This window comes from Streptomyces sp. NBC_01508, assembly GCF_045040315.1.
Lineage (GTDB): Bacteria > Actinomycetota > Actinomycetes > Streptomycetales > Streptomycetaceae > Streptomyces.
The window spans coordinates 3,347,884-3,365,378 of the sequence record NZ_CP109419.1 but is presented as its reverse complement, the minus strand read 5'-3'; the positions used below and the strand labels follow the sequence as shown (position 1 = coordinate 3,365,378).

The 17,495-nt window shown below is 70.8% G+C and carries 14 protein-coding genes and 1 pseudogene; 5 read left to right on the top strand and 10 right to left on the bottom strand.

Features of this window, described 5'->3' with window-relative positions:
- The first annotated feature begins 268 nt into the window (after positions 1 to 268).
- The 3 genes from OG700_RS15340 (at position 269) to OG700_RS15330 (ending at position 3,543) form a co-directional block, all read left to right on the top strand.
- Positions 269 to 1,543: a LolA family protein gene (locus tag OG700_RS15340; RefSeq protein ID WP_405613817.1), complete on the top strand. Its 1,275-nt coding sequence runs from the start codon at positions 269 to 271 to the stop codon at positions 1,541 to 1,543.
- Positions 1,544 to 1,691: 148 nt separating this feature from the next.
- A complete protein-coding gene (locus OG700_RS15335) occupies positions 1,692 to 2,642 on the top strand; it encodes an ATP-binding cassette domain-containing protein (protein ID WP_405613815.1) in 951 nt (316 codons plus the stop codon).
- The gene (locus tag OG700_RS15330; protein ID WP_405613813.1) at positions 2,629 to 3,543 is read left to right on the top strand and encodes an ABC transporter permease; all 915 of its coding nucleotides are present in this window, start codon (positions 2,629 to 2,631) and stop codon (positions 3,541 to 3,543) included. The genes OG700_RS15335 and OG700_RS15330 overlap by 14 nt, the downstream gene beginning before the upstream one ends.
- A gap of 21 nt (positions 3,544 to 3,564) precedes the next feature.
- Here the strand turns inward: OG700_RS15330 and OG700_RS15325 are convergent.
- The 5 genes and pseudogenes from OG700_RS15325 to OG700_RS15305 all read right to left on the bottom strand — a co-directional run.
- Positions 3,565 to 4,527 (bottom strand): annotated as a pseudogene (locus OG700_RS15325) (M28 family metallopeptidase); the annotation flags it as partial.
- Between the two features lie 192 nt (positions 4,528 to 4,719).
- Positions 4,720 to 5,628: a class I SAM-dependent methyltransferase gene (locus tag OG700_RS15320; protein WP_405613811.1), complete on the bottom strand. Its 909-nt coding sequence runs from the start codon at positions 5,626 to 5,628 to the stop codon at positions 4,720 to 4,722.
- A gap of 124 nt (positions 5,629 to 5,752) precedes the next feature.
- Positions 5,753 to 6,874, bottom strand: coding sequence for an NAD(P)-dependent alcohol dehydrogenase (locus tag OG700_RS15315; RefSeq protein ID WP_405613809.1), 1,122 nt, complete (start codon positions 6,872 to 6,874; stop codon positions 5,753 to 5,755).
- 15 nt (positions 6,875 to 6,889) lie between these two features.
- Positions 6,890 to 8,293, bottom strand: a complete 1,404-nt coding sequence (locus OG700_RS15310) for an aldehyde dehydrogenase family protein (protein ID WP_405613807.1) — start codon at positions 8,291 to 8,293, stop codon at positions 6,890 to 6,892.
- Positions 8,294 to 8,301: 8 nt separating this feature from the next.
- Positions 8,302 to 9,057 carry a (5-formylfuran-3-yl)methyl phosphate synthase gene (locus tag OG700_RS15305; protein WP_405613805.1) on the bottom strand — a complete coding sequence of 252 codons (756 nt, stop codon included), beginning with the start codon at positions 9,055 to 9,057 and terminating at the stop codon, positions 8,302 to 8,304.
- Positions 9,058 to 9,425: 368 nt separating this feature from the next.
- Here OG700_RS15305 and OG700_RS15300 point away from each other — a divergent pair, with 368 nt between their 5' ends.
- Entirely contained in the window at positions 9,426 to 9,881 is a 456-nt protein-coding gene (locus OG700_RS15300) for a hypothetical protein (RefSeq protein WP_405613803.1), read from the top strand.
- Positions 9,882 to 10,112: 231 nt separating this feature from the next.
- On the opposite strand, the gene OG700_RS15295 is transcribed toward OG700_RS15300, so the two are convergent.
- Complete coding sequence (locus tag OG700_RS15295) at positions 10,113 to 10,640, bottom strand: winged helix-turn-helix transcriptional regulator (RefSeq protein WP_405613801.1); 528 nt, start codon at positions 10,638 to 10,640, stop codon at positions 10,113 to 10,115.
- 133 nt (positions 10,641 to 10,773) lie between these two features.
- Between OG700_RS15295 and OG700_RS15290 the strand changes: the two genes are divergently transcribed.
- On the top strand, positions 10,774 to 12,258 hold the full coding sequence (locus OG700_RS15290) for an MFS transporter (protein ID WP_405613799.1): 1,485 nt from the start codon (positions 10,774 to 10,776) through the stop codon (positions 12,256 to 12,258).
- Here the strand turns inward: OG700_RS15290 and rarD are convergent.
- From rarD to OG700_RS15270, 4 genes are all read right to left on the bottom strand, one after another.
- Entirely contained in the window at positions 12,195 to 13,169 is a 975-nt protein-coding gene (gene rarD, locus OG700_RS15285; RefSeq protein ID WP_405621728.1) for an EamA family transporter RarD, read from the bottom strand. The two genes, OG700_RS15290 and rarD, sit on opposite strands and share 64 nt — an antisense overlap.
- A gap of 244 nt (positions 13,170 to 13,413) precedes the next feature.
- Positions 13,414 to 14,472, bottom strand: coding sequence for a 2-oxoacid:ferredoxin oxidoreductase subunit beta (locus OG700_RS15280; RefSeq protein WP_405613797.1), 1,059 nt, complete (start codon positions 14,470 to 14,472; stop codon positions 13,414 to 13,416).
- Entirely contained in the window at positions 14,465 to 16,456 is a 1,992-nt protein-coding gene (locus OG700_RS15275; protein ID WP_405613795.1) for a 2-oxoacid:acceptor oxidoreductase subunit alpha, read from the bottom strand. Before OG700_RS15275 ends, OG700_RS15280 begins: the two co-directional genes overlap by 8 nt.
- A gap of 317 nt (positions 16,457 to 16,773) precedes the next feature.
- On the bottom strand, positions 16,774 to 17,445 hold the full coding sequence (locus tag OG700_RS15270; RefSeq protein WP_405613793.1) for a LuxR C-terminal-related transcriptional regulator: 672 nt from the start codon (positions 17,443 to 17,445) through the stop codon (positions 16,774 to 16,776).
- Between the last annotated feature and the right edge of the window lie 50 nt (positions 17,446 to 17,495).

Sequence of the window (17,495 nt, the reverse complement as noted above, 5' to 3'; positions counted from 1 at the left end):
GGCCCGCCCCGGTCCCCCCGGTCCCCGGTCCGCCGGTCGGCGCCTGACGACGTGAAACCCCCCGTCCCCTACTGGATGGGTGAGGTCGCGGCCGCCGATTGTCATCCCGAAGCAGTACGCGAGGTTGATCCCGCGGGCTGACGCTTCCGATTAGCCGATTTGGTCTTATGGACAACACCACTCCAGACCAATACGGGTGAGAATGGCGGCAAGGGGTGGACGCGTGCAGAAGAGGACGGAAGCCGCCGACCACGGAGGTAGGGCACACATGGCACCGAACGACAGCGCACAGACCACCGGCGAGACGGGCGAGACGGGCGAGGCCAGGGACGTTCCGGCGGGCCGTCGCAGAGCGGCGCGCTATGTGGTCCCGGTCGCGGTGGCCGGTGTGGCCGCGGCGACCATCGGACTCGTCCCCGCGCTGGCCGCGTCGGGCGATCCGGACCTGCCGAAGATCAGCGCGCGGCAACTGATCGAGAAGATCGCGGCGTCCGACACCGAGCAGTTGTCCGGCACGGTCAAGATCAGGACGGACCTCGGCATCCCGTCGCTCGGCGGCCTCGGCGGTTCCGCCGCCGGGGCGCTCGCGCCGAAGGGGGCCGGGGGTGGCGAGGGCGGCGGTTCGGCCGCGGAGCCGACCGGCCGGCTGATGGAGCTGGCCTCCGGTGAGCACACCCTGCGGGTCGCCGCGGACGGGCCCGGCAAGCAGCGGGTGTCGATCCTCGACAGCGCCGCCGAGTACAGCCTGATCCACAACGCGGGTGAGGTGTGGGCGTACGACAGCGCCTCGAACGAGGCGTACCACGCGAAGGCGCCGACCGACGCGGCGAAGGGCGAGGGCGGCAAGGGCAAGGACCAGGCCGCTCCGAACGAGCTGCCCGCCGCGCCCGCCACGCCCCAGGACTTCGCCGAGCAGGCACTGAAGGCCGCGGGTGACACCACCTCGGTGACCGTGGACGGCACGGCGCGGATCGCGGGCCGGGACGCCTACCAGTTGCTGATCAAGCCCAAGCAGGACGGCTCGACGATCGGTTCCATCAAGGTGGCGGTCGACTCCAGGACCGGTACGCCGCTGAAGTTCACGCTCCTGCCGAGCGGCGGTGGCAAGGCGGCGATCGACGTCGGCTTCACCAAGGTCGACTTCTCGAAGCCGGCCGCGTCCACCTTCGACTTCTCGCCGCCCAAGGGCGCGAAGGTGACCGAGGCGGACAAGTCGAAGGCGGCGGGCAAGGAAGGGATCCACCAGGCGCCCGAGGGCGCCAAGGATCACGGGGTGGAGCCGAACGTCATCGGTGAGGGCTGGACCGCGGTGGTCCAGCTGGACACGGGCGCCAAGAGCCCGGCCGCCGGCGCGTCGAAGGACATGCCGGCCCAGGCGCAGTCGTTCATGGACGCGCTGGGCGACAAGGTCGACGGGAAGTTCGGTTCGGGCACGGTCTTCGAGACCCGCCTGGTGAACGCCCTGATGACGGACGACGGCAAGGTCTACGTCGGCGCGGTCACCAAGGACGCGCTGGTGAAGGCGGCCAACGAGGCCAAGTAGCGCGAAGCACCACGCATGGACGACCCGCCCCGTCGTACGCTCCGTACGGCGGGGCGGACCGCTGTCCGCCATCCGCCATCGGCTGTCCGCTGCCCGCCGTCCGCAGGGGGATACGGGGATACGGGCCGGGAGAAGGGAAGGGCGCGGGATGACCGTCGTCATAGAGACACGCGGGCTCAGCAAGCGCTACCGGGGCGGGCAGCTCGCCGTCGACCGTCTCGACCTCGCCGTACCCGCCGGCAGCGTCTTCGGCTTCCTCGGACCCAACGGCTCCGGCAAGACCACCACCATCCGCATGCTGATGGGCCTGATGGAACCGACCGCAGGCACCGCTTCGGTCCTCGGCCGCGCCATGCCGCGCGCAGCCAGGGCCGTACTGCCGCAGGTGGGCGCGCTGATCGAAGGCCCGGCGCTGTACGGGTACTTGAACGGCCGCGACAATCTCCTGCGCTACGACTCCGCCGACCCCACGGCCGATCCACGCACCCGGCGCGCCCGCGTGGCCGAGGCGCTGGAGCGGGTCGGGCTCACGGCGGCGGGCGGCAAGAAGACCAAGGCGTACTCGCTCGGTATGAAGCAGCGGCTCGCGCTCGCCGCCGCGCTGCTCCAGCCGCGCCGGCTGCTGGTGCTCGACGAGCCGACGAACGGCCTCGACCCGCAGGGCATGCGGGAGATCAGGGCGCTCGTACGGGAGTTGGCGGGGGAGGGCACGACGGTCTTCCTCTCCTCGCATCTGCTGGACGAGATCGAGCAGGTGTGCACGCACGCCGCCGTGATGGCGCGCGGCCGGCTGCTGACCCAGGGCACGGTCGCCGAGCTGGCGGCGGGCACCCGTGGGCGGCTGGCGGTCACGACGCCCGATCCGGGGGACGCGGCGCGGGTGCTGAGGGAGCTGGGAGTCACCGATGTGACGGTGGCCGGGGACCGGGTGACGGGGGAGCTGCCGGTGTCCGGCGAGGGGGAGCCGGTCGAGCCGGCGGAGCTGAACTCCGGGCTCGTACGGGCGGGGGTGCGCGTGCGGGCGTTCGGGGTCGAACGGGCGTCGCTGGAGGACGCGTTCGTGGCGCTGACGGGGGAGGGATTCGATGTCGCGGGTTGAGACGGCGGAAACGCGTACGGATACGGGCACGGGTACGGGCGCCGCCCCCCGCCGGGTGTCACCCCTCTGGACGTTCGGGCTCTTCCGCTCCGAGCTGACCACCACCTTCCGGCGCTGGCGCACCCTCGCGCTGCTGGGTGTGCTGGCCGCCGTACCGGTCCTGATCGGGATCGCCATCAAGATCGAGACGAGCGACGGCGGTTCGGCCGGCGGCGGGGGTGGTCCGGGCGGCCCCGCCTTCCTCACGCAGATCACCAACAACGGGCTGTTCCTGGTCTTCGCCGCGCTCGCCGCGACGCTGCCGGTCTTCCTCCCGATGGCGGTCGGCGTCGTCGCCGGTGACGCGGTCGCGGGCGAGGCGAACGCCGGCACCCTGCGCTATCTGCTGGTCGCACCGGCGGGCCGGACCCGGCTGCTGCTGGCCAAGTACGCGGCGACGCTGGTGTTCTGCCTGGCCGCGACCGTGGCGGTGGCGGTCTCGGCGCTGATCGTGGGGGCGCTGCTCTTCCCGCTCGGCGAGGTCACGACGATCTCGGGCACCCGCATCTCGTTCGGCGAAGGGCTGGTCAGGGCGCTGCTGATCGCGCTGGTGGTCGCCGCCTCACTGATCGGGCTCGCGGCGCTCGGCCTGTTCGTCTCCACCCTCACCAACAGCGGGATCGCGGCGATGGCGACGACGGTCGGGCTGGTGATCACGGTGCAGATCCTGGACACGATCCCGCAGTTGCACGGGATCCACCCGTATCTCTTCCCGCACCTCTGGCTGTCCTTCGCCGATCTGCTCCGCGAGCCCTACTACTGGGACGACGTGCTGCGGAATCTCGGCCTGCAGGGCGTGTACGCGGCCGTGTTCGGCTCGGCGGCCTGGGCGCGTTTCACGGCGAAGGACATCAGTGCGTGAGGGTGGTGCCCGTCAGGTTCCCAGCGCCCAGATCGCGTAGGCGATGGCGTCGCTGTTGCGGTTCAGCGCCGTGTCGTTGATGCTCGCCGTCGTGTCGCAGGACGAGTGGTAGCAGCGGTCGAAGGCCTGGCCCGCCGTACCGCCCCACTTCTGGACCTGGGCACTCGTCTTCGTACGCCCGGCGCCGGTGAACAGCCCGCCGACCGGTACGCCGATGCTCATGAAGGAGGCGTGGTCCGAGCGGCCGTCGCCCTCGGTCTCGATCTCCGTCGGGACGCCGAGCCCGGCGAAGTAGGTCTTGAAGGTCTGCTCGATGGCCGGGTCGTCGTCGTAGACGAAGTAGCCGGCGTTCGACGAGCCGATCATGTCGAAGTTCAGGTAACCGTCGAGCTTCGCGCGCTCGGTGGACGGCAGGTTGTTCGCGTAGTAGCGGGAGCCGACCAGCCCCAGCTCCTCCGCGCCCCACCAGCCGAACCGCAGATGCTTCGTCGGCTGGAGCCCGGCGCGGGACACCGCGAGCGCGGTCTCCAGCACGGCGGCGGAACCGGACCCGTTGTCGTTGATCCCGGCGCCCGACGTCACTGAGTCGAGGTGTGCGCCGGCCATCACGACCTGGTTGGGGTCGCCGCCGGGCCAGTCGGCTATCAGGTTGTAGCCGACGCGCCCGCCGGAGGTGAACTGCTGTACGGAGGTGGTGAACCCGGCCGCGTCCAGCTTGCCCTTCACGTAGTTGACCGACGCCAGATAGCCGGGCCGGCCGTGGGCGCGGTTGCCGCCGTTGGCGGCGGCTATCGAGGAGAACTGGGTGAGATGAGCCTTGACGTTGGCGAGGGATATGTCGGGCGCGGCGAGCGCCGTCGATGTGGTCGCGGCCGGCGCCGGTGCCGCCGTCGCGGCGGGAGCGACGGACGCGAGCAGCCCGCCGATCGCGAGCGCGCTGACGAGCACCGAACGAGCGGGGGTGGAGAGCGAGTAGAGCTTCATGGGTGGGGGGCTCCGGATTCCGTACGGGGACTGACGGAAGGTGGTGCGCGTGATGCGTGCTGCATGGTCGACGTTCGCTTGACTCAGCGTCAAGAGCGGGAATCGGACACGCGTGTTCGCACTCCGGATACTTGTGCCCCTGACCGGGTCGCGCGGCTCGTGGGCCGCGCTTGAGGACGAACCGTCTCCGCGTCACCGCCGGGGCTTGTCGGCGAACACCCAACGGTTGCCTTCCAGCGCGTCGTTGGGCTCGGGCAGCGGGCCACATCCGTGGCGGTGAGTGAAGTCGAAGGGGGTGTGGACCGATGTGGACCAGCCCTTGCTCCCCAGATCACCCGCCGAGTCGGGGCGCGGCTCGCCGTCGAACAGGTTGAGCAGGTCGATGCCGATCTGGTGCTTCGTGGCGGTGTAGAGCGGGCTGTCGCGGTAGTCCAGCAAGTTCTTTTCGAGCTTGACCTCGTACGCCAGGGCGCTGCCCCCCGCGCTCAGCCGGTGGACCGTGTCGATGAGGTACGTCTCGGCGGTGCCGGGCAGGTAGAACAGCAGTCCCTCCGCCAGCCAGACGGTCGGTGCGGCCGGGTCGAAGCCGGCGCCGGTCAGCGCCCCGGCCCAGTCCGCGCGCAAGTCGATCGGGACCGTTACCCGCGCCGCCTTCGGGGTGGCCGACAGCCCGCCGAGCACCTGGTGCTTGAAGGCCAGCACCTCTTCCTGGTCGATCTCGAAGATCACGCGGCCGGTCGGCCAGTCGAGCCGGAAGGCCCGCGAATCCAGCCCCGCCCCGAGCAGGACGACTTGGCGGGCACCGCCCTCGTGCACCGACCGGAGCAGGAAATCGTCCAGGACCCGTGTCCGCAGACCGAAGTAGCGCGCGAAGCGACCCCACAGCGGGTTCGCGTCCCCGTCCTCGACCTGTCGCGGGCGGACCGGCCAGCCCGCGGACGCCGGTGCGGCGAGCACGAAGTGCTCCGCGTACACGTCCCGCGCCAGGCTGTCGTGGCGGTGGGTCTCGATCGCCCGTGCCGCGGCGACCATGAGGGCGGTCAGACCGACGCCTCCGGCTACGCCTTCGGCGCCGGTGTTCAGATGCGCTGTGCCGGTCATACGTCCTCCGTCGGTACGAGCAGGGGCCTACAAGAAGCGAGCACGAGCAGCGAGCAGGAGCAGCGAGCAGGAGCAGCGAGCACGAGGAGCGAGGACTACGGATGCCGGACAGGAGGCGGCGCGCTCATCGCCCCGCCCCTCCGGGCCACCCCTCCGGGATCAGGACGGGTTTGACCACGCGGCCCGCTTCGCAGTCGCGTTCGGCCTCGTTGATGTCGGCGAGCGGGTACGTACGGATCAGCTGGTCGAACGGGAACCGCCCGGCCTGCCACAGCCCGGTCAGCCGCGGAATCAGCAGTCCCGGCACCGCGTCCCCCTCGCAGATGTGGGAGATCCGCCGTCCCCGGTCCAGCGCCCCCGGTTCGAGCGGCAGCGCGGTGCGGAGCCGGGCCACCAGGCCGAGGTGGCCGGTCGGGCGCAGGGCCAGGAGCGCGTCGTTGATCAGCCGGGCGGAGCCCGTGGTGTCCAACGCGTACCGGGCGCCGCCGTCGGTCAGTCGCCGCATACGGTCGGGCAGTCCGGCCGACGCGGCGTGCAGCGGGATCGCGCCCAGCCGCTCGGCGATGGCCAGCCGGTCCGGGTGCCGGTCGACGGCCACGGTCACCGCCCCGGCGGCGGTCGCCGCCATTACCGCCGCCAGGCCCACCGCCCCCGCGCCGAAGACCGCGAGGGTGTCTCCGGGGCCGGCGCCGAAGGAGTTGAGGACCGCTCCCGCGCCGGTGAGGAAGCCACAGCCGAGCGGTCCGAGCAGTTCGATGGGCAGCGCGGGATCGACCCGTACGGCGTTACGGGCCGGGACCATCGCGTACGCGGCGAACGAGGACTGGCCGAACCACCGGGGGGCCAGTTTGCCCCCGGCCGCGTCGGTGAACCGTGCCGCGTTCTCCTTACGCCCTCCGAAGAGGTTGAGGGAGGCGAAGGAGTCGCAGTAGGCGGGCGCCGCGCCCGTACAACTCCGGCAGTGCCCGCAGGAGTCGAAGCTCAGCACGACATGGTCGCCGACGCCCAGGCCGGTGTGCGGGCCGCCCGTCCCGGCCACGACGCCGGCGCCCTCGTGGCCGAGCACGGCCGGCAGCGGCGAGCGGCCGGCCGAACGGCGGACCGCGAGATCGGTGTGGCACATCCCGCAGCCCGCGATCCGCACCAGGATCTCGCCGTCGGCCGGTCCCGTGTGCAGGACCACCTCCTCAAGGGCGAAGGGGTCCTCGTACGAGCGCAGTACCGCCGCGCCGAACCTCGTCGTCATGTCTCCTCCGGCTCGTCATGTCTCCTCCGGGCGGTGCACGACGAACGGCCTGAGGTTTCCGTAGAGTCCCCACGGCCCGCCCGCGACGCCGACACCGCTCTCCTTGATGCCGGCGAAGGGCTGGGCGAGGGAGAGTTCCGCGTGGTGGTTGATCCACGCCGTCCCGCACTCCAGCCGGTCGGCCACCTCCTCGGCCCGGTCGAGGTCGGTACCCCAGACCGAGCCGCCCAGTCCGAAGCCGGTGCCGTTGGCGGCCTCGACGGCTTCGTCCAGGCTTCTGTACGGCAGCACCGGCAGGACCGGACCGAACTGCTCGTCCGTCACCACGGAGCTGGCGGGCGGGACATCGGCCAGGACGGTCGGGGCGAAGAAGTAGCCCGGCCGGTCGAGCCGGTGGCCACCGGCCGCGGCTCGGGCGCCGTCCGCCAGCGCCCGCGCCGTGTGGCGTTCGACCCTGGCCAGTTGGGACGCGTTGTTGACCGGCCCCAGCCGCGAGTCCGGGTCGAGCCCGGCTCCGACGACGACGGTCCTGGCGCGGTGCGCGAGGGCCTCGACCACCCGCGTGTAGAGCCGGGCGGGGGCGTAGACGCGCTTGACCGCCATGCAGACCTGCCCGCAGTTGCGGAACGCCGCCCAGAACAGCCGGTCCGCGATCCGCTCCACATCCACGTCGTCCAGCAGGACGGCGGCGTCGTTGCCGCCCAGCTCCAGGGTGACGCGGGCGAGCGACGCCGCCGCGCCCTGGGCCACGGCCCGTCCGGTGGGAATCGAACCGGTGAAGGTCACATGACGGATCCCCGGGTGGGACACGAGCCGGGCGCCGAGGGGTTCGTGACCGGTGACGATCGTCAGTACGTCCTCGGGGAGGGCGGCGGAGATGACGGACCCCAGCAGCCGGGTGGCGAGGGGCGTGAACGGAGAGGGTTTGAGCACCACCGTGTTTCCGGCGGCGAGCGCGGGCGCGAACTTCGCCGACGCGAGCTGGAGGGGGAAGTTCCACGGAACGATCGCGGCGACGGGTCCCAGCGGTCGCCAGCGGATCTCGCCGCGTACCGGCCGGCCGTCCCTGATCTGCTGGATCCCGGGATCCAGCGCGGCGAAGTAGCGCAGGCGGGCCGCCGTACGGGCGACCTCCGCGTACGACTCGGCCAGGGGTTTGCCCTGTTCACGCGTGAGCAGCGGAGCGAGGCCGGCCCCGGCCGCCTCCACGGCGTCGGCTGCCGCGAGCAACGCCTCGGAGCGGGCGTGGGAGTCCGTCCGCCAGCCGAGCCAGGCCTCGTGAGCCCGCCCGACGACGGCGTCCAACTCCTCCGGCCGCTGGCCGGGGGCCTCGTCGAACGCGTCGCCCGTCGCCGGATCGAGTACGGCGAAGCGCTCACGGCGGGTCGCCGGCGCGCGGCAGGGCCGACGTGTCGGCATGCCGGCGGTCAGCTCGCGGTGGCGACGGCAGCCGCCCGCTCCCGGGCATGGCGGTCCATCTCCGCCCGGAAGGCGGCCACCAGACGCGGCTGGATCCTCCCCGCGTCGCGGTCACCTCCCTCGCAGACCGCCCCGCGTACCCCCACGATGTCCGTACCGATGCGGGTCAGCACCCCGAGGTCTCCCACCTTGACGCTGCCCGCGAGGGCGGCGAGCAGACCGGCGTCGTGGGCCAGCCTGACGAACTCGGCGCAGACGTCGGGCGGTACGTGGTCGAACAGCCGCGTCCCGTCCTTGACCGCGGTGTCGAGCATGGCCGCGTCGCAGCCGGACCGGCGCGCGATGTCGGGCAGCGAGAGCGGGCCGACGCAGCCGATCCGGTGGGCGTCGGCGTACCCCGAGGCGACGACGAACGCGTCCGCCCGGTAGTCCTTCACCGCCCGGACGACCCCGCACATGACCTCGACGGCCTGCTCGGGCGTCGTGCATCCGTAGAGGCCGACCTTGATGTAGGTGGCCCCGGAGACCGCCGCGCCGAGCGCCGCCTGGGCCACCGTGCCGGGCTTGTACGGAACGTCTCCCACCGTGGCCGACACCGGCTTGTCCGCCGGGACCGCGTCGCGGATCTGTCTGATGACCCAGGGGAAGTTCGCACCGAGCGAGCCCTCGGCGGGTCTTTTGACGTCGACGATGTCGAGGTGCTCCGCCGCCTTCACACAGTCGAGGGCCTCGTCGACACCGTCGGGAGAGATGAGAAGCAACACCGTGGGTTCCTTCCACCGCATGTCCACCTGCCGAAGGACAGGTATGCGGGGTCGCCTGGATCACGTGCGGTCCGCTCATCATTTCCGCGGCCCGCGATGCCCGGGAGGGCGCGCGGACCACCACCCGGGTCACTGCCCCCACCTGCTCACGCCCCCGGCGCACGCGTCGGAGCGGCGGAATCCCCGGACCCCTGCCGGGCCGCTGGGGAACGGCTCCGACCGGTCGCACCGGAACGATTACATCCACAATCCATGATCGGGTACTGTCTGCCTGGGTGAGAGCGGCTACGGCCCAACTCGCCTTGCGGGCCTGCGAGTTGGGGCGATCTACGTGCCCGGCAGGACCGCCCACGGGGAAGGAAACAACCATGAACATCTGTTTGCTCAAGCGGTACGCAGCCGTCCTGGGCGGCGTCGCCCTGATCGGTGCGGCCGGCGTCCCGACCGCCTCCGCCGAGCCGGTGTCGGCGCAGGGCGGCCTCTACACCGTCTGCTCCAAGAAGCTGCTGCCCGACTACACGTTCTGCGCGTCAAGCGCGTCGTGGTGGTGGGGAATGAACGAGGTGATGGTCTTCGACAAGGAGGACGACGGTCACGACGCGCTGGTGCGCTACATCCGGCACGACCAGGGCACCACCGTGCGGACCGCCTGGGACCACAACTACGCCGACCCGGGCGGCACTCACGTCACCCTGCCCAATCTCGCGCCGACGACGGAGATCAGCGTTCAGGCGTGTCTGGGCGACTACGCCACGAAGACGGTGATCGAGGAGACGTGCAGCAAGTGGGGCAAGACCGTCGCCGACCCGTCGTTCCTGAACTGAGCACCTGATTGTCGGTGGTGGATGTGAACGCGAGGCGATGGAGCCGAGCCGGCCCCATGTCCGGCGAGCTGGACAACCCCGCGTAGCCCCTCACAGACAGCAGACAGCAGACAGCAGACAGCAGACAGCGGGCAGCAGGCAGCCCCGTTCGGCCAAGTGCCGTGCGGGGCTGGTTCGTTGGGGCTGTGCGGAGCGGTCCTGACAGCGCGCGCCGCGAACACGCCGGTGCGTTCAGAGCGCCGCCGCGGCCTCGGCCGCCCGCCGGTCGTAGTCCTCGCGGGCCGCCGCGATCTGGTTCTGGTGTTCTTCCGTCCAGCCCACCAGCGCGTTGATCGTCGTGTGCAACGTCCGTCCCATCGGCGTGAGTTGGTACTCCACGCGCGGGGGTACGACCGGGTGGACCGTGCGTTTCACCAGGCCGTCGCGTTCCAACTGGCGCAGCGTCACCGTCAGCATGCGCTGGCTGATGCCGTCGATCTCCCGGCGCAGTTCGGTGAAGCGCAGCGTGCTCACGTCGAGCAGGGCGATGACCAGTAGTGACCACTTGTCGCCGATCCGGTCGAGGATCTGCCGTACCTCGCAGTCCTCGCGGGTGTCCCACTGGAAGGGGTCCGCGTCTCCGTAGTCGCAGCAGCCGGCGGCGGTGGTGGTGGTCGCGGTGTCTCCGACGACGACGACGGCGGTGGCGGTGGTGGTGGCGGTGGCGGCGCCCACGGTACCCGTGGGGTGCCTCGGTGACTTCAAAGTGCCTTCTTCCATGACACCTCATGGTGCCGCAGGATCGCATTGGTTACAAGAGGGAACCGACCCTCGCGTGAGTAACCGATTCACCGCGCCTTCTGAGGAGACAGCCATGCCATCCGCCACCGCGGTCCCAGGATCGGTCCCAGCCATGTCCGCACGGGCCTGGGCGCTGCTGCTGGTCCTCTGCGGGACGATCTTCCTCGAAGGTATCGACGTTGCCATGCTCGCCGTCGCGATCCCCGCGATCCGGGCCGACCTGGACCTGTCGACCGGCGCCGCGGCCTGGGTGATGAGCGCGTACATCCTCGGTTACGCCGGGTTCACCCTGCTCGGCGGGCGCGCGGCCGACCTGCTCGGCCGGCGCCGGATGTTCCTGATCTGGCTGACGGTCTTCCTGCTCTTCTCCGGCCTCGGCGGCTTCGCCACCGAGGGCTGGATGATGATCGTCGCCCGCTTCGTCACCGGCGTATCGGCGGCCTTCATGACCCCGGCGGCGATGTCGATCATCACCACCTCTTACGAGGAGGGGCCGCAGCGCAACCGCGCCCTGCTCGTTTTCGCCGGTACGGCCGCCGGAGGCTTCTCGCTCGGCATGGTGATCGGCGGTCTGCTGACGCAACTCGGCTGGCGCTGGGTGTTCTTCGCGCCCGTGCTGCTGGCGGGTGCGCTGCTGATCGCCGCGCTGCGGCTGCTGCCCCGTACCGGGGCCGCCGCCGAGGTGCCCGTGAAGACGGCGAACGGTTTCGACATGCCGGGAGCCGCCGCCGCGGCGGGGGCGATGATGCTGCTGGCCGCCGGGGTCGTACGGCTGGAGCACGGCGGCTCCGGATGGCAGCTGACGGCGGGGGCGTTCGCCGCCGGACTGCTGCTGGTGTACGTCTTCGTCGCCGTCGAGCGCCGGTCGCCCGCCCCGCTGGTGCGGCTAGCGATCTTCCGCAGGGCGTCGATGGTCCGCGCGGACCTGGGCGCGCTGCTGTTCGTCGGCTCCTTCTTCGGCTTCCAGTTCATGGCCACGCTCTACCTCCAGGAGCTGCGCGGCTGGTCCTCGCTGGAGACGTCGCTCGCGCTGGCCCTGATGGGTCTCGACTTCGTTCTCGCCCCGACCCTCACGCCGCGCCTGGTCAACCGGTTCGGCAATACGCGGGTGGTGGTGGGCGGCTTCGTGGCGGCGATTTTGGCGTACGGGCTGTTCCTGCCGGTCGGCCTGGACTGGTCGCTCGGGCTGATGGCCCCGACGCTGGCTTTGACCGGTGTCGCCTTCGCGCTGGCGTACGGGCCGCTGGCCATCGCGGCGACGGACGGCGTCGCGCCGCACGAGCAGGGGCTGGCGAGCGGGCTGCTGTACACCTCGTCGCAGTTCGGCTCGGCGATCGGCATCTCGGCGGTGACGGCGGTGTACGGCCTGGCGTCCACGGCGGGTACGGGTGCGGAGGGGTCGCTGGCCGCCTTCCGGGCGGCGTTGGTGGTGCCGGTGGTGATGGTGCTGCTGGGACTGGTGATCACGGCGACGGGACTACGGCGCCGGCAGCCGAGCGCTCCTCAGCCGAGCGCTCCTCGGCCGAGCGCTCCTCAGTCGCCGGACGATGTGCTCGACTCGGCCCGTCCCACGGTCTTGACCCCGTCCGGCGACTGAGCACGGATCGCGGCCTGCGCCTCAGCCTCCGCTTGCGCCTCGGCCTTCGCCCCCGCCCGCCGCAGCGCCTCCGCCTTCCCCCGCGTACGCCGGGCCGTCCGCAGCGCGTCCCACGTCAGGATCGTCAACGCGGCCCACACCAGCGCGAATCCGGCCCACCGCTCGGCCGGCATCGCCTCGTGGAAGTACAGGATTCCGAGCAGGAACTGGAAGACCGGCGCCAGATACTGCAACAGCCCCAGCGTCGACAGCGGTACGCGTATCGCCGCCGCCCCGAAGCAGACCAGCGGCACGGCGGTCACCACACCGGTGGCCGCCAGCAGCGCGGCGTGCCCCGCCCCCTGCGGTCCGAACGTCGCGTCCCCGGAGGCCCCGAGCCAGAGCAGATAGCCGAGCGCGGGCACGAACAGGATCACGGTCTCGGCGGCCAGCGACTCCAGGCCGCCGAGGTTGACCTTCTTCTTCACCAGCCCGTACGTCGCGAACGAGAACGCCAGCGTGAGCGAGATCCAGGGCGGCTGCCCGTAACCGATCGCCAGCACCAGTACGGCGGCGAGGCCGACGCCGACCGCCGCCCACTGCGCGGGCCGCAGCCGCTCCTTGAGGAGCAGGACGCCCATGGCGATGGTGACGAGGGGGTTGATGAAGTAGCCGAGGGACGCCTCGACGACATGGCCGCTGTTGACCGACCAGATGTACAGGCCCCAGTTGACGCTGATCACGGTGGCGGCGATCACGAGCAGGCCGAGCCTGCGCGGCTGGCCCAGCAACTCCCGTACCCACGCCCAGCGGCGCACCACGAGCAGCGCGACCGCGACGACGACCACCGACCAGACCATCCGGTGGGCCAGGATCTCGACGGCGGCGGAGGGCTTCAGCAGGGGCCAGAAGAGCGGGACCAGACCCCACATGCCGTAGGCGACGATCCCGTACAGCAGTCCCGCGCGCTGCTCGCCGTCCGACTTCGCTGGCACTGGCACTGGCCCTCCCGAACCGCACACATCAGTTCGACGAAGGTAGCGCCGGGCGGGCCGGCCTGTCATGTCCGTATCGCCATACGGTCATGACACCGGCCCGCCCGTGGGAAAAGACGAGGCCCGGATCTCGTGGAGGACGAGATCCGGGCCCCGGGTCGTACGGACGGGCCGGCTCGGGTCAGCCGACGACCGTCCAGGTGTCGTTCCCGGCGAGCAGCTGCGACAGGTCGCCCTTGCCGTGCTGCTCGACGGCCGTGTCCAGTTGCTCGTTCATCAGCGTGTCGTAGACCGGCCGCTGGACGCTGCGCAGGACACCGATCGGCGTGTGGTGGAGGGTGTCCGGGTCGGCGAGGCGCGAGAGCGCGAACGCCGTGGTGGGGCTGGTGGCGTGCGCGTCGTGCACCAGGATCTGGTGCTCGTTGTCCGCCGTCACCGGTACGACGACGAGATCGCCGGTCGCCGGGTCCCGTACGACACCCTTGGAGTTGTCGGCCCCGAAGAGGATCTTCTCGCCGTGCTCCAGGCGGATGACCGCCTCCTGGGCGCGGTCCTTGTCCTTCAGCGCCTCGAAGGCGCCGTCGTTGAAGATGTTGCAGTTCTGGTAGATCTCCACGAGTGCCGTGCCCGGGTGGTCGGCCGCCTGGCGCAGCACGCTCGTGAGGTGCTTGCGGTCGGAGTCGACGGTCCGGGCGACGAAGGACGCCTCCGCGCCGATCGCCAGCGACACCGGGTTGAAGGGCGCGTCCAGCGAGCCCATCGGCGTCGACTTGGTGATCTTGCCGACCTCGGAGGTGGGTGAGTACTGGCCCTTCGTCAGCCCGTAGATCCGGTTGTTGAACAGCAGGATCTTGAGGTTGACGTTGCGCCGCAGCGCGTGGATCAGGTGGTTGCCGCCGATGGACAGCGCGTCGCCGTCACCGGTGACGACCCACACGGACAGATCGCGGCGCGAGGAGGCGAGCCCGGTGGCGATGGCCGGAGCGCGTCCGTGGATGGAGTGCATGCCGTACGTGTTCATGTAGTACGGGAAGCGGCTGGAGCAGCCGATTCCGGACACGAAGACGATGTTCTCCTTGGCCAGCCCGAGGTCCGGCATGAAGCCCTGCACGGCGGCCAGCACGGCGTAGTCACCGCAGCCGGGGCACCAGCGGACCTCCTGGTCGGACTTGAAGTCCTTCATGGTCTGCTTGGCCTCGGCCTTGGGGACGAGGGAAAGCAGCTCGTTGACCTCAGGCATCGATGGCCTCCTTGAGAGCCGTGGCGAGCTGTTCGGCCTTGAACGGCATGCCGTTGACCTGGTTGTAGGAGTGCGCGTCGATGAGGTACTTCGCCCGCAGGAGCGTGGCGAGCTGACCCAGGTTCATCTCCGGCACCACGACCTTGTCGTAACGCTTCAGCACCTCGCCCAGATTCCTCGGGAAGGGGTTGATGTGGCGCAGATGCGCCTGCGCGATCGGCCGGCCGTCGGCGCGCAGCCGGCGGACGGCGGCGGTGATCGGGCCGTACGTGGAGCCCCAGCCCAGCACCAGCGTGCGCGCGCCGTCCGGGTCGTCCACGGCGAGGTCCGGCACCTCGATGCCGTCGATCTTGGCCTGGCGGGTGCGGACCATGAAGTCGTGGTTGGCCGGGTCGTAGGAGATGTTGCCCGTGCCGTCCTGCTTCTCGATGCCGCCGATGCGGTGTTCCAGGCCGGGCGTGCCGGGCACGGCCCAGGGGCGGGCCAGCGTGTGCGGGTCGCGCTTGTACGGCCAGAACACTTCCGTGCCGTCGGCCAGTGTGTGGTTGGGGCCCGACGCGAACTGCACGCCCAGGTCCGGCAGTTCGTCCTGCTCGGGGATCCGCCAGGGCTCGGAGCCGTTGGCCAGGTAACCGTCCGAGAGCAGGAAGACCGGCGTACGGTACGTGACCGCGATCCGGGCGGCCTCGATGGCCGCGTCGAAGCAGTCCGCCGGCGTCCGCGGGGCGACGATCGGCACCGGCGCCTCGCCGTTACGGCCGTACATCGCCTGGAGCAGGTCGGCCTGCTCGGTCTTGGTCGGCAGACCGGTCGACGGCCCGCCGCGCTGGATCGCCACCACCAGCAGGGGCAGCTCCAGCGACACCGCCAGCCCGATCGTCTCCGACTTCAGGGCCACACCGGGTCCCGAGGTGGTCGTCACGGCGAGGGAGCCGCCGAAGGACGCGCCGAGCGCCGCGCCGATGGCGGCGATCTCGTCCTCGGCCTGGAAGGTGCGGACGCCGAAGTTCTTGTGGCGGGACAGCTCGTGGAGGATGTCGGACGCCGGCGTGATCGGGTACGAGCCGAGGTAGAGCGGCAGATCCGCCTGGTGGGAGGCGGCGATCAGGCCGTACGACAGCGCCAGGTTCCCGGAGATGTTGCGGTACGTGCCGGTGGGGAACGCCTTGGTGGCGGGGGCGACCTCGTAGCTGACCGCGAAGTCCTCGGTCGTCTCGCCGAAGTTCCAACCGGCCCGGAACGCGGCCACGTTGGCCTCGGCGATCTGCGGCTTCTTCGCGAACTTCGTCCGCAGGAACTTCTCCGTGCCCTCCGTGGGGCGGTGGTACATCCACGACAGCAGACCCAGCGCGAACATGTTCTTCGACCGCTCGGCCTCCTTGCGGGAGAGCCCGAACTCCTTCAGCGCCTCGATCGTCAGCGTCGTCAGCGGGACGGGGTGGAGCTGGTACGCCTCCAGCGACCCGTCCTCCAGCGGCGAGGTGAGATAGCCGACCTTCGCCATGGGGCGCTTGGTGAACTCGTCCGTGTTGACGATGATGTCGGCGCCGCGCGGCACGTCGGCGATGTTCGCCTTGAGCGCGGCCGGGTTCATCGCGACCAGCACGTTCGGCGCGTCGCCCGGGGTGAGGATGTCGTGGTCGGCGAAGTGCAGCTGGAACGAGGAGACGCCCGGCAGCGTGCCGGCGGGCGCGCGGATCTCGGCGGGGAAGTTCGGCAGCGTCGACAGGTCGTTCCCGAACGACGCCGTCTCCGAGGTGAACCGGTCACCCGTCAGCTGCATGCCGTCACCGGAGTCACCCGCGAAACGGATGATCACCCGGTCCAGACGGCGGACTTCCTTCTCACCGGGTACGCCGTGCGCACCAGGCACACCGGGCGTACCCGGTGTTTCGGGCACGGTGCGCTGTTCGCCGACGACGGACTCGCTCGCGTCGTCAGCCTCGTCGGCCTGCTCGGCTGGGCTACTGACCTGGCTGGTCACTGAACTGGACCTCCCTCGAGGCGGCTGCTGGGGCTGACCGGCGCGACCGGCACACCCAGGGGCCACCCTACGTTGGTAAGGGTCGCCTTCCCTGGACCGCTCGCATGGTGGACGTCGTTCTGAGACGCTTCGCTGTGGCAATTTGCCATGTTTTCTCCGCCCCCGGGCGCTCTGTGTTCATCCTGATCTGTGCCGATTCGAACTCAGTCTTTTGGACTAGGCCCTGTCCGGGGCTCTACGCGCGCCCGGTCCATGACCTCGGGGCCGGGGCACGCCGGGCCACCGGACGAGCACCGGAGGGGCACCGACCGGCTCCGTCACGAGTTCAGGTACGTCAGCACGGCCAGCACCCTGCGGTGATCTCCGACACTGGGCGACAGCCCGAGCTTCTGGAAGATGTTGCTGACGTGCTTCTCCACCGCGCCGTCGCTCACCACCAGCTGTCTGGCGATCGCCGAGTTCGTCCGGCCCTCCGCCATCAGACCCAGCACCTCGCGCTCCCGGGGGGTCAGACCGACCAGCACGCCCTGCTTACGGCTCCGGCCGAGCAGCTGCGCCACCACCTCCGGGTCCAGCGCGGTGCCGCCCCCGGCCACCCGTACGACCGCGTCCACGAACTCCCGGACCTCGGCCACCCGGTCCTTGAGCAGATAGCCGACCCCCCGGCTGCTGCCCGCGAGCAGTTCCGTCGCGTACTGCTCCTCCACGTACTGCGACAGCACGAGCACACCGATCCCCGGATGCTCCTTGCGCAACTGCACCGCCGCCCGGACACCCTCGTCGGTGTGGGTCGGCGGCATCCGTACGTCGGCCACCACCACGTCCGGCGCCGCGCCCTCGCGGGCCAGGTCGCCGACAGTCTTGATCAGCGCCTCGCCGTCCCCGACCCCGGCGACGACGTCATGCCCGAGATCGGTCAGCAGCCGGGTCAGGCCCTCCCGCAGGAGCACCGAATCCTCGGCGATGACCACTCGTACCCTGTCCTCCACGACCCTGTCGCCCCCATGTCGATGTGCGTACGCGCTCCGCGCCCGCGCTG

What these genes read in the sequence shown, in the direction of transcription:
- OG700_RS15340 (WP_405613817.1), top strand. Translation starts at nt 269, where the DNA reads ATGGCACCGAACGACAGCGCACAGACCACCGGCGAGACGGGCGAGACG.
- OG700_RS15335 (WP_405613815.1), top strand. Translation starts at nt 1,692, where the DNA reads ATGACCGTCGTCATAGAGACACGCGGGCTCAGCAAGCGCTACCGGGGC.
- OG700_RS15330 (WP_405613813.1), top strand. Translation starts at nt 2,629, where the DNA reads ATGTCGCGGGTTGAGACGGCGGAAACGCGTACGGATACGGGCACGGGT.
- OG700_RS15320 (WP_405613811.1), bottom strand. Translation starts at nt 5,628, where the DNA reads ATGACCGGCACAGCGCATCTGAACACCGGCGCCGAAGGCGTAGCCGGA.
- OG700_RS15315 (WP_405613809.1), bottom strand. Translation starts at nt 6,874, where the DNA reads ATGACGACGAGGTTCGGCGCGGCGGTACTGCGCTCGTACGAGGACCCC.
- OG700_RS15310 (WP_405613807.1), bottom strand. Translation starts at nt 8,293, where the DNA reads ATGCCGACACGTCGGCCCTGCCGCGCGCCGGCGACCCGCCGTGAGCGC.
- OG700_RS15300 (WP_405613803.1), top strand. Translation starts at nt 9,426, where the DNA reads ATGAACATCTGTTTGCTCAAGCGGTACGCAGCCGTCCTGGGCGGCGTC.
- OG700_RS15295 (WP_405613801.1), bottom strand. Translation starts at nt 10,640, where the DNA reads ATGGAAGAAGGCACTTTGAAGTCACCGAGGCACCCCACGGGTACCGTG.
- OG700_RS15290 (WP_405613799.1), top strand. Translation starts at nt 10,774, where the DNA reads ATGTCCGCACGGGCCTGGGCGCTGCTGCTGGTCCTCTGCGGGACGATC.
- rarD (WP_405621728.1), bottom strand. Translation starts at nt 13,169, where the DNA reads ATGTGGGGTCTGGTCCCGCTCTTCTGGCCCCTGCTGAAGCCCTCCGCC.
- OG700_RS15280 (WP_405613797.1), bottom strand. Translation starts at nt 14,472, where the DNA reads ATGCCTGAGGTCAACGAGCTGCTTTCCCTCGTCCCCAAGGCCGAGGCC.